An 11,461-nucleotide genomic window follows, 5' to 3' on the forward strand; every position below is an offset into this window, starting at 1 on the left:
AGCCCTATATAATGGATCGAAAATCCCCTTATCTGCTGCTAGTGATCGCGACCTGTTTGTGGGGCGGCAATTTTGTAATGGGGAAGGTGCTCGTCACCGAGATTCCCCCGATTGTCCTAGCGCTTCTTCGTTGGACGGTAGCCTTGATGATTACACTCCCTTTGTTTGGAAAACAAATTTGGCAGCAGCGCAAATTATTTCTGAAGCACTGGAAAACGGTTGTTTTTCTAGCCCTCACCGGAGTGACGGGCTTCAATACGTTTACCTATGTTGCCGTGCAATATACGGGGTCGATTAACGCCGCGCTGATGAATTCAGCGGCTCCGATCATCATTGTCGTGCTTTCGATGATTTTTCTCGGCGAAAAATTTTCCGTTCGGCGGGGGATCGGCATTCTGATTTCCATGGCGGGAGTGCTTTGGATCATTACACGCGGCTCCTGGGCCGCACTGACCCAACTCGATTTTAATCGCGGAGATTTGTGGATGATTCTGGCAGTGGCGTTATGGGCCGCTTACTCCATCGGGGTCAAAAAAATCGCGGGACAGCTTCCGCCGAATGCACTGCTGGCTTTGACAGTCATCATCACCGTAATCGTCCTCTTTCCGATCGCCATGTTTGAACTGACCATCCAAAAACCGCTGCCCCCCCATTCCTGGACAGCGACCATCGTAGGAATCCTTTATATCGGCATCTTCGCGTCGATTGTCGCCTTTCTTAGCTGGAACAAAGCCGTTGCCATCATCGGGCCTTCCCGAAGCGCGAACTTTTTGAATCTGATTCCGCTGTTCAGCGCCATTTTCGCGATCCTCTTCACCGGCGAACACCTTGCCTTTTTCCACTTTGCAGGAGCTTTCCTGATTCTGTTAGGCGTATATGTCACGACACGCACAGATCGCCGTGCTCATTCACAGCCGTTGAAGAGCGAATTCCCGGAAAAGAAGACAACACCGTTAGATATTTAAGTTATTGAGGAAAAATGACTGGAGAATCGCCGGATATATTGATCTGATTTTGGCCGTGCTTCTCCTCCTTGGCCTTGTATAATGCGCGCTCAGCCGCATTAAACAGCATCTTCCAATCCCTGCTGCCGACCGTTTGGTAAGCAATTCCCATACTGCAGCGAATCGGCGGCAGTCCCTGCTGCGTCAATTCCTCAATACCGCCCAATGAATCGGCAATGCGGCGTCCGATCAATTCCGCTTTATCCCGGGGCATGCGGTTGAAAACAATGGCGAATTCGTCCCCGCCGATCCTGAATAAATAGTCTCCTTCGCGGATATAAGAAGATAACCGGTGTACGACGGAACGCAGCACCCGATTGCCTGTGGCATGGCCGAACCGGTCGTTGATTTGTTTGAAATCGTCCAGGTCAATCAAGCAGAGGCAAAGGAGACTTTTTTGTTCAATGGCGGAATCAACCAATTTCGGGAGAATGTTCTGAAACATCCGGTAATTGAATGCCCCGGTCAGATCGTCCTTGGACGTTTGTTCTTCAAATCTTCCCGCTTCATCCTCCAATGATTTCCTATGGATCACGTCCGTCATTCGCAAACGAATGAACAGCATATTGCCCGCAACCAGCATAATGGCATAGGTTGCGAAGCCTGCCGCATGGCCGATCAGGATCCCCGCATCTTCGGAGATCCGGAATAAGACCGGAACGATCCCGAACCAGTAGGCCCCGACCGCGAACACCAGCGTTCCGAACACGAATGGACGAATCGGAAGAAATAAGATGACAAATGCGAGTACCTGATAAACGCCTGTTATGTATAAATTGTATGTCCCTTCCGTCCAAGCCAATACCGACATGAAGAATACCTGTATCAGAGATCCGGATAAGATTAGTATTTCCGCCCCAAAGTAATTTCGGAAGCTGCGGCCGATCCATCCCATCAACAGCGCGCCGAACACCATCGCTGCACGAACCCCGGCAATGAGGATCCAATTGTCCTCCGTAAACCACGACACATCAACAACAAAAGCAAGAGCCAAAAAAATTGCGGCCAAATAAAATCGTTTCGGCAAATTCACCAGGACCATCCGATCCCAATCCAAGGGAGTGAACCCTTGAGGTTTTCCGATCAGGATCCCCCCGAGTTTTTCACGATGTTCAGATTTCGACATTTTTCCCCGCCCCTTCAAGATCCAATTTCTTGTAAAAATTATATCCCGAAAGCGTCTGTCTGCTCAATCTTTATTTCCGGCTGCTTAAAATTTCTGTGGGTTTTTGTCAATTTTCACGGAATTTTGTTGGTTCTGCTCGACATGAGATTCTCTGCACAACATAAAAAACCTCTATCGCGGCCAATTCAATGATGAACGGCCGCGCCAGAGGGGCGGTTCTAATGCCGATAAGAATTAGCTTTCCCAGTTCCGGAAATTAATAAAATAAATTCTTATGCGGTAAAAAAGCCCCTTGCGGGGCAAACGAGACGCTTTAAATTTCCGCCACAATTTGATAAATCAGCCAAACATTCAATAACAGAATAATCGCTCCAACCAAGATGGACGCCCACGTGATCCAAGGTTTATTCACCAATACTCCCATAAGGTCCTTGCGTTTTGTAAAGTAAATCAGCGCGAGAATCGGAGCCGGAAGCACCAAACTGAGCACAACCTGACTGATGACAAGCGTCATGGTCGGATCCGTGCCAAGCGCCACAATAATCACGGTAGGCAGCATGGTCAGAACCCTTCGCAGCCACATCGGGATAGAGAACCCTACAAACCCTTGCATGATCACCTGACCCGCCATCGTCCCGACGACAGAACTGGACACGCCGGAGGCCAGGAGTGAAAGCAGGAATACGGTAGCCGCCGCCGATCCAAGCAGCGGAGTCAAGGTTTGGTAGGCCGACTGGATATCAGCTACTTGAGCGTGGCCGGTGTCGTGAAATACTGCCGCTGCCATATACATCATGGCGATATTGATGAAACCGGCGAATCCCATGGCGATGACCACTTCCCGAGTGCTGAATCGATGAATCTTGAAGGCCTCTTCGTCGCTTCGGGGCCGTACACGATTTTGCGTCAAGCTGGAATGCAGATAGATCGCGTGCGGCATAACGGTTGCCCCGATAACTCCTACCGCCAGCAGAATGCTGTCTTTGTTGCCGATCCACGGGACTACACTGTGGTAAACGATCTGTGACAAATCGGGCCGAGACAGCACGGTTTCAATCAAATAACTGGCTCCGATAAACAGAGCAAACGCGGCTATGAACTTCTCCATCGGGCGGAAGCCCAAACGCTCCATCATGAGAATCAAATATGTGACAACCCCTGTAACCAAGGTTGCCGACAGCATCGGTAACCCGAACAATAAATGCAAGGCCAGCGAAGCTCCGAGAAATTCGGCCAAATCCGTTGCCATTGCCGCAACTTCGGAGAAGCCCCACATCAAATAGGACAACCATTTGGGAAAATGCTCCCTGCACATTTCCGGCAAATTTTTGCCTGTGGCAATCCCCAGCTTGGCGGACAAATTCTGCAAAAGCATCGCCATCACATTCGCCAAGACGACCACCCACAGCATTCTATAACCGAACTGGGCCCCGCTTTCAATATTGGTTGCGAAATTCCCCGGATCGACGTAAGCGATCGAAGCAATAAATGCAGGCCCAACAAACGGCAGCATCGCCCGGATGCCTTTGCGTTTACCCGCAATCGCTTCGCGTGCGGCTTGTTCTGTCCTAGCATTTCCTTTACTGCGCCTCAACAATTTCGTTTCCGTCGGATGCGGAACACCTGATATTTCCATATATCTTATCCTTTCTCCCATATCATTCCTGGTCAATTAGACGGAGGACAATTTTTTTCCCAAAGGACTTTTTTTTTCCCTAGGTAAACTTTTGTTTTTTATTATTATATGACACTCCTCTATAAATGTGAACTAATATTTAACCCATTCTGCAAACATGGTATATTTATGAAAATGCCGCCGCTTTCCTTCGCCTGATGCGCAAAAAAACCTGACGGTCATGTGTCCCGCCAGGTTTTTCATTAAACCAGAAAATTAAACAGCTGCGGCTCTTTGTTGATCTCGATATAAGAGATTTCTTTAGCCTTCATCCGCTCGATCAGCGCGTCGTAGTCTTCTTTCTTCTTGAGCTCGATTCCGACCAACGCCGGCCCGCTTTCCCGGTTATTCTTCTTTGTGTATTCGAATCGGGTAATGTCGTCTGTCGGTCCGAGCACATTCTCCATAAATTCCCTGAGCGCCCCGGCCCGCTGGGGGAAGTTGATCATGAAATAATGCTTCAGCCCCTCAAAGATCAGGGAACGCTCTTTGATTTCCTGCATCCGGTCGATATCGTTGTTCCCCCCGCTGATGATGCACACGACATTTTTGCCTTGGATTTGCTCCCGGTAATAATCAAGCGCAGCGATCGGCAGCGCGCCCGCAGGCTCCGCAACAATGGCATTGTTGTTGTATAACTCCAATATGGTTGTGCAGGCCTTGCCTTCCGGCACAAGCACGATATCGCTCAGCAACTCTTTGCTGACCTCGAAGGTATGCTCCCCGACCTGCTTGACAGCCGCTCCGTCAACGAATTTATCAATTTCATCGAGCGTAATCACCCTGCCCGCTTCAATGGATTTCTTCATTCCCGGTGCGCCTGAAGGCTCGACCCCGACAATCTTGGTTTCCGGACTGACGTTCTTGATGTAGGAGCCGACCCCGGATACCAGTCCGCCCCCGCCGATCGTCACGAATACATAATCAATCGGATCGCTCATCTGATTCATGATTTCCAGTCCTGCCGTTCCCTGCCCGACAATGGTTCGATAATCGTCGAAGGGATGAATGAACACCATATTCTCCCTGTCGCAGTATTCCCTTGCTTTCACGTAGGAATCATCGAACGTGTCGCCGGTCAGAATCACTTCGACGAACGAGCCGCCGAACAGCTTTACCTGCGAAATTTTCTGCCGGGGCGTTGTCGTCGGCATGAAGATTTTGCCTTGAACGTTCAGCAGCTTGCAGGAATAGGCCACACCCTGGGCATGGTTGCCGGCGCTCGCGCAGACAACCCCGTTGGCCATCTCCTCTTCCGAGACATTCCTCATAATATTATAGGCGCCCCTGATTTTAAAGGAACGCACCACCTGCAGGTCTTCCCGCTTCAGGAACACATTGCAGCCGTACTTATCCGACAAGATTTCATTTTTCTGAAGGGGGGTTTGATCAAACACCTGATTCAGCATGCGGCTGGCATGGATAATATCCGCGATTTGAATTTGTTTCATCTGGGTACTTGCCTCATTTCATGATGATATGGAATGAATCGAATAAATGATTTTGTCCGCAGTCCGGTGATCACACTGTTTTGGCAGCGCATATTTCCAAAAAGCTGCAGCTCGAACACGTTTTTTTGCCCGGATTTGGAGGAAAGGCCTCCTTTGGAAGCGGGATATTTCGAACCGGGTCTTCCAGGTAAGCTTTCATTTGCCGGATGCTGTCCATCACTTCCGCCTCGATCCGCTCAACTTCCTCGATTGCGATCTTTGGCGTCACACATTCCCTAGACAGCAAATATTCCAACCTGATCTCGATGCGATCATAGGGAACCTTATATTGATCATGCAAAAACAGTGCGTATAGAAGCATCTGCTGCTCGTTTTTGTCCGATTCCAGCCCGGTTTTCCAATCGGCGATAATCCAGGTGCCGTCAGCTTTTTGATACAGCATATCCAGCTTCACATGTATTTTTTCCCCGGATATGTAAAATTGATTGAGTTCTTCAATCTCCTTAATCTCGATCCCGTCAACGCCCTGCAGTTCAACCAGGCTTCGCGAGGACAAAAAACCATCGACACAGGCTTCGATTCTCTCCTTGATCTGCCCGACTCGCTGCGGCGACAAGCCTCCTCCATAATACATTTCATGGAGCATCGCAAGCTTCTTGGGCGCGGCTTTCCATTGCTTCACCTGAAGAGAATCCTTGTAGGCCTGATTCAAGCGGCTGCGAATGCCGAGAATCATCTCGCTCTTTTCGGTCAGCGAACCGCAGTCTCTCCAGCTTTTCAACGCCGATTCGGCCATTTGATGCACTGCATCCCCGAGCAGCAAATAGAGATTGCTGATTTGCTTCAGCCGATAGGCAGCCTGCGACTCCGGATCGGAATCTCTCAACCATCCATTGTGCGACGCATAATAGTAATAGTAGTATTTTCTGATACATTCCCGAAACAGACCATCCCGCGACTGGGACCAGGACCATTCTGGATAAGGCTTGATTGTGAAAGCCATGCCGTCTCCTCCCGCCGATTGGCATATTCCGTCATGCCTGCTGCCAGGCAGCAATGGCGCATTCTTTTCGAATTCTCTAAATTCCCCATGAGCGGAATCCTATCTCATTGTATCATAATTTCGAAGGAGCGGATTTGCCGAAAATTGCGGAGATTGAGCAATTTAAAGCAGTATTTCATTTTCCCCTCAGTTCAACCAGCACATGCCCTTCCGTCCCAAGCTCCATATACAGAACCTCTTCTATGTTCACGTTGCGCCGCTTCAGCTGGTCGGCAACCCACTCCTCCGAGATTGAATTCGCCGTCAGATTATCCCTCATGATCACGCCGTCTACAACCAACGGCAGTGCGACCCCCACTTGCTTTCCTTCAATATGCAGATCTCCCCGGGTAACCGGCAGCACCCGGTTTTTGCTTAATACACTGAGCGATCCGTTCAATTCCAGAATCGCCGATTCGACATCCTGGACGGAAAAATTATTTTTTTGGCGCAGCATGGAATTAAGATCGTCTATCGACACATTCTCGATCCGCAAGTTTTTTTCGACAATTTCGCCTTGCTTGATGACGTACCGCGGAACTCCTTCGAAAATCTTGCGCAAATTCACGCTTTTGAGCGACAGGAATGCGATCAGCCAAGTCATCAGCGCCCATAAGATGAGCATAACAATTCCTTTGCCGAAAGGAATTGCATTTGTGATGACTACGTTCGCCGACAGCGATCCAATCGAAATCCCGTTAATATAGTTGAAATAACTGAATTGCGCGATCTGTTTTTTGCCCTGTAGGCGTATGACAACCAACAGCACAACAAAAGTGGCGCCAACCCGCATCATCAGCTCCGGATAAGTCATATCCGCACTCCCTTCCTTAGTTAAGTTAGCATCATTATCGCCGAAAGGAAAAAAGTCCAAACCGGTCCTTATCTGCGCAGCGTCGCAATCAGACGGTTGGGATGCAGCAATAGATCCAGGCCGTCCAGAATATCCCGAACGACAATATCCCCATGCATAAGCGCCTCGGAGGAGCAGCCCTCCCTGCCCAGAACCGCAATCGCCAGGTCGGCCGTCTCAAACATCAGACGGTCATTCACTCCGTTGCCGATTGCTACAATCCCGTCTTCCCCAAGCCCTCGGATAAATCTCGCCTTCTCACCGGCCTGGTCCATGTTGCCGATAACCTGAACCTGCAGCGGCAAATGCTCGCATTCCCTGTGAACGCTTCCGTTGGTATCCGCCGTAATCACATGAATCCGCAGTTTCTCGCTCAGCGTCTCCAATCTTTCTGACACTCCGGAAATCAAGACGCCGTCCGACGCAATCGTTCCGTTAAAATCCAACACCAGGTGGCCGAAAGCCAGACGGCCCGCTCCCGGAATATCATAAGTCAGCATGCTCAGCCCGCTCCTTTTGAAATTTGATAGATCCTGTAATGATTTTTGCCATTTCGTTTAGCCTCATACGTGGCAGTATCCGCATATTTGATCAACTGGTCGATATCCTCCCCGTAGTCGGGGAAAAAACTGATTCCGTCACTGGAGGAAATGACGCATTCCTCCCCTTCAAAAAAATAAGAGTTTGGAATTCTTTCAACATGCTCTCTAGCTTGTCGCCTTCAACGAGCGTGACCAGCTTTTGACCCTTCCGGTTTTTCATCAGCATCTCCACATGAACCCATCTTTTGCCTGTGCGAAAATGGTATTGATGCAGCTCTGTTTGCGAGCTTAGCTTCTCATCCCAAAACAAATCGTACAGGGATTGGCCGAGCAAAGGCTCGTCAAAATACCCGAATAGCCGATGAGCCTCCGGGTTCGCTTCCATAATCCGCTTGGAAGGTCCCTTGGCAAACGCCCATGCCAGCAGCAGAATATAAATCAGGTGCTCGAAAACACCCGCGCCAATGGAAATGTAATATAAGTTATTGTATATCGGATATTTCCAAATTCCGATCTTCATGTATACGGTACTGTTCATGAAATTTTTCTACAGCAGCAAAGTCAGCAAGACCGACAGCATTGGAAAATAGCTGAGGCCGATAACCGCCCATTTCGGCCACCGTTTGTCATAGCCGGTAATATTGCAGCCAATGCCCCGAAATTTGCGAACCAAAACGTAACCATCATCGCACTATATGAAATCGCCAGCAAGTTCCTCACATATTCAGTTATGAACAGCATCATCATGCTAAGGGAAATCAATCCGGCTAACCGATGCTCGGTTTTTTCGGATTCTACTGGTCGATATCGACCGCCATATACAAGAGAAACAGGGACGGCTGAAAGGCAGCAGAATTTGCAGCATTTCCGGTATCTTCCTCTCGGCCAATTAATCTCTTTCCCTCATCTTACTCGATAATTATTCGAAATGCTCGAAAATCATCAAATTCCGTTATTTGTGAGATGCTGCCGTTCAAAGCTGAAGCTGGACAAACCGGACGTTCTGCCTTATTCTTGTATGCGGGATGACCGATTCTTTCGATCCACTCTTCGGCTGCAGACGGGGGTTATCATGACAGAGCAAATGGTTTACAACAGCATACATGTCAGTCAGTCCACATTCCGCGGCGGTTTGATCAGCCCGGTGCATCGCTGGTTTCGCCTGACTCCCAGCTTCGGGCCCGAATTGGTGGATATCATGCTGGAGGAAATGGAAACCGCAGCGCATCACCGCGTCATGGACCCGTTCTCCGGGGCGGGCACAACACTTTTGCAAAGCAAATTCCGGGAAATCGAAAGCGTCGGCTTTGAAATTAACCCCTTTTTATATTTTGTATGCCGCACATCGACGAGACTTGACCTCAATCCCGACCGTCTGAGAGCTTCTCTCGCTGCTGTTGAATACGCGTTTGCCGAAAATGTGAACAAGACCTCCTGTTTAGGAGTCGAGGAGCTTGGCATTCCTCTGCCCAAAATCCACAATGTCTATCGTTGGTGGAGACAAGACGTGCTCAAGGAGCTTCTGCTTCTTCGCAATGTCATTCAGACCTCCCCGAAGCAACAAACGCACAGGGACTTCTTCTTGCTGTCGCTTGCCGGCGTGCTGGTTCCAGATTTGACGAATGTCTCTTTGGGCCGTCTGCAGCTCCATTTTATCGACAAAAGCACGCATGATTTGAATGTCTGGAGATCCTTTGCCGGGCACGCGAAGCAGATGATCGATGATCTTGAACGAATTAGCGATACCGTCATCCGGACGCCCGCCGCCGTGTTTCATACCGATTCGACCACCCTGGAGGGTGTCGGTCCGCTGCCCCATCCGGTCGATCGGGTCATTACCTCGCCGCCGTATCCCAACCGCTATAGTTATGTATGGAATACACGACCGTTTTTATATTTTTTCGAAATGTTCCAGGAAAGCAGAGAAGCCGCCGCGCTGGATCTGAAAACCATCGGCGGGACCTGGGGAACGGCTACTTCGGTGCTTTCCAAAGGACGTATCGAGCCTTGGCATCCCATTATCGACAAATGGATTTCTCCGGTTTCGGACGAGATTCGCCGAAAAGATCCTTTAATGGCCAACTATGTCATGAAATATTTCAATCTGCTTGCCCAGCAAATTGTATCCCAAGACCGTCTGCTGTCCTCGTCCGCCCGCTGTGCCTACGTTGTCGGATGCTCCCGGATCAAGGGGGTATACGTTGAAACCGACCGTCTGCTGGCTGAAATCTTCGAAGGGCTCGGGCTCGGATATTCCGTTCGCAAAATTGAACGATTCCGCCGCCGTCACAGCGGCAGCGAGCTGCACGAATCGATCGTTTATGCTTATAAAGCATAAAAACGGCAATCTATCCGCACATTAATGACAGGCGGTTACATGAACAAAGGTTGCTGCCCATTCATGTTTGCCTTCGAAGGAGGTTGCCTCTTTGAAAATCAAAGATTCTAGCTTGCAATCGCAAAATCCGATATCACAGGCGCAAAACTCTGTGGAAAGAGCCCATCATGCCGTTTCTCAGGCTCAGACCCATCCGACCCCGCAAGCCATCGAACAAGCGGAGAACTCGCTGAGAAAAGCGGAGCATACCGTTGCCCAGGCAGGTGACAACGCCAATCAAGCTGCGGTGGATCTGGCCCGAGAACAGCTTGAACAGGAAAAAAGCGAGCTGAAAAACTTGCAGGCGGAACAATGATCCGCCTGCAAGTCAAATTAAAAATCAATATGGTCCGGATCCGGACCAAAACGCCGGTTTTCATTCATGCCGTCCAGCTTCGTTAAGTCTTCCGACGATAATTCAAAGTCAAAAATATCGGCGTTCTCCCGGATTCGTTCGGCCCTGACCGATTTAGGAATCACCACAACCCCATTCTGCAAATCCCAGCGGAGGACGATTTGCGCCGGGGTTTTTCCGTATTTTTCCCCCAGCTCCTTCAACAGCGGATGATCGAGTCTTCCCCGCATTAACGGACTCCAAGCCTCCATTTGGATGTCATGCTGTCGGCAGAACTTGAGCAATTCCTTCTGCGTTAACAGCGGATGCAGCTCCACTTGGTTGACCGTCGGCTTAACCTCGCAAACCGACAAGAGGTCTTTCAGATGATGGATTTGAAAATTGCTGACGCCGATGGCCCGGATATATCCTTCCCGATGCAGCTTTTCCAGCGCACGCCATGTATCTTTATACTTCCCCTGTACCGGCCAATGAACCAGATATAGATCTATGTATTCGAGTCCGAGTTTTTGCCGGCTTTCTTCAAAAGCCAACAATGTCGATTCATACCCCTGTCGGCTGTTCCACACCTTGGTGGTCACGAACAATTCTTCCCGAGAAATTCCGCTGTTCCCGACAGCTTTACCCACACCTGCTTCATTGCCGTAAAGGGCTGCCGTGTCGATGCTGCGATAACCTGCTGCCAACGCTTGTTCTACGGCATGCTCAACTTCCCGGCCCTCTTCCACTTTATAGACGCCCAGTCCCAGCCAAGGCATCTTTACGCCGTTTGATAATTCAGTCTTATCGCTAATTGAATCTACCATAAACTCACTCCTCATTTGTTGAATTTATTTTTGCGGGTCTGGCTTTTCCTTGAATGAAGCCGCCCTTTGCAGCCTCATCTCAAAATTCATCTTCATTTCGCTACTTTAATTATAACACAAAATCAATTGAAAACTTTGACAATTGGACAGACTGCCCAATATGTCCTAAATAGAACTCAAATTAGTCACTGTGCAAGGGATCCAAACAAACACTTTACAGCAGCATTCTT

At 49.4% G+C, this 11,461-nt stretch carries 13 protein-coding genes; 3 read left to right on the forward strand and 10 right to left on the reverse strand.

Going from position 1 to position 11,461, the window contains the following annotated elements:
• Positions 1–11: 11 nt before the first annotated feature.
• The gene (locus VF724_RS09605; protein WP_371754026.1) at positions 12–965 is read left to right on the forward strand and encodes a DMT family transporter; all 954 of its coding nucleotides are present in this window, start codon (positions 12–14) and stop codon (positions 963–965) included.
• Between the two features lies 1 nt (position 966).
• On the opposite strand, the gene VF724_RS09610 is transcribed toward VF724_RS09605, so the two are convergent.
• From VF724_RS09610 to VF724_RS09650, 9 genes are all read right to left on the reverse strand, one after another.
• On the reverse strand, positions 967–2,130 hold the full coding sequence (locus VF724_RS09610; protein ID WP_371754027.1) for a GGDEF domain-containing protein: 1,164 nt from the start codon (positions 2,128–2,130) through the stop codon (positions 967–969).
• Positions 2,131–2,443: 313 nt separating this feature from the next.
• Positions 2,444–3,766 (reverse strand): Nramp family divalent metal transporter, encoded by a 1,323-nt coding sequence (locus VF724_RS09615; RefSeq protein ID WP_371754028.1) that lies wholly within the window; start codon positions 3,764–3,766, stop codon positions 2,444–2,446.
• A 242-nt stretch (positions 3,767–4,008) separates the two neighbouring features.
• A complete protein-coding gene (gene ilvA / locus VF724_RS09620) occupies positions 4,009–5,256 on the reverse strand; it encodes a threonine ammonia-lyase IlvA (protein ID WP_371754029.1) in 1,248 nt (415 codons plus the stop codon).
• 70 nt (positions 5,257–5,326) lie between these two features.
• Complete coding sequence (locus VF724_RS09625) at positions 5,327–6,259, reverse strand: PD-(D/E)XK nuclease family protein (RefSeq protein ID WP_371754030.1); 933 nt, start codon at positions 6,257–6,259, stop codon at positions 5,327–5,329.
• Positions 6,260–6,434: 175 nt separating this feature from the next.
• Positions 6,435–7,112, reverse strand: a complete 678-nt coding sequence (locus tag VF724_RS09630) for a DUF421 domain-containing protein (RefSeq protein ID WP_371754031.1) — start codon at positions 7,110–7,112, stop codon at positions 6,435–6,437.
• Positions 7,113–7,180: 68 nt separating this feature from the next.
• The gene (locus VF724_RS09635) at positions 7,181–7,651 is read right to left on the reverse strand and encodes an HAD family hydrolase (RefSeq protein ID WP_371754032.1); all 471 of its coding nucleotides are present in this window, start codon (positions 7,649–7,651) and stop codon (positions 7,181–7,183) included.
• A 2-nt stretch (positions 7,652–7,653) separates the two neighbouring features.
• Positions 7,654–7,803: a diguanylate cyclase domain-containing protein gene (locus VF724_RS09640; protein ID WP_371754064.1), complete on the reverse strand. Its 150-nt coding sequence runs from the start codon at positions 7,801–7,803 to the stop codon at positions 7,654–7,656.
• Positions 7,743–8,231, reverse strand: a complete 489-nt coding sequence (locus VF724_RS09645) for a PAS domain-containing protein (protein ID WP_371754033.1) — start codon at positions 8,229–8,231, stop codon at positions 7,743–7,745. Before VF724_RS09645 ends, VF724_RS09640 begins: the two co-directional genes overlap by 61 nt.
• A gap of 9 nt (positions 8,232–8,240) precedes the next feature.
• Entirely contained in the window at positions 8,241–8,366 is a 126-nt protein-coding gene (locus VF724_RS09650; protein WP_371754034.1) for a hypothetical protein, read from the reverse strand.
• Positions 8,367–8,765: 399 nt separating this feature from the next.
• Here VF724_RS09650 and VF724_RS09655 point away from each other — a divergent pair, with 399 nt between their 5' ends.
• Positions 8,766–10,031: a DNA methyltransferase family protein gene (locus tag VF724_RS09655; protein ID WP_371754035.1), complete on the forward strand. Its 1,266-nt coding sequence runs from the start codon at positions 8,766–8,768 to the stop codon at positions 10,029–10,031.
• 91 nt (positions 10,032–10,122) lie between these two features.
• The gene (locus VF724_RS09660) at positions 10,123–10,386 is read left to right on the forward strand and encodes a hypothetical protein (protein WP_371754036.1); all 264 of its coding nucleotides are present in this window, start codon (positions 10,123–10,125) and stop codon (positions 10,384–10,386) included.
• Between the two features lie 17 nt (positions 10,387–10,403).
• Here the strand turns inward: VF724_RS09660 and VF724_RS09665 are convergent, their stop codons facing one another.
• Complete coding sequence (locus tag VF724_RS09665) at positions 10,404–11,231, reverse strand: aldo/keto reductase (protein ID WP_371754037.1); 828 nt, start codon at positions 11,229–11,231, stop codon at positions 10,404–10,406.
• Positions 11,232–11,461: the final 230 nt, after the last annotated feature.

The sequence above is a fragment of the Ferviditalea candida genome (assembly GCF_035282765.1).
Lineage (GTDB): Bacteria > Bacillota > Bacilli > Paenibacillales > KCTC-25726 > Ferviditalea > Ferviditalea candida.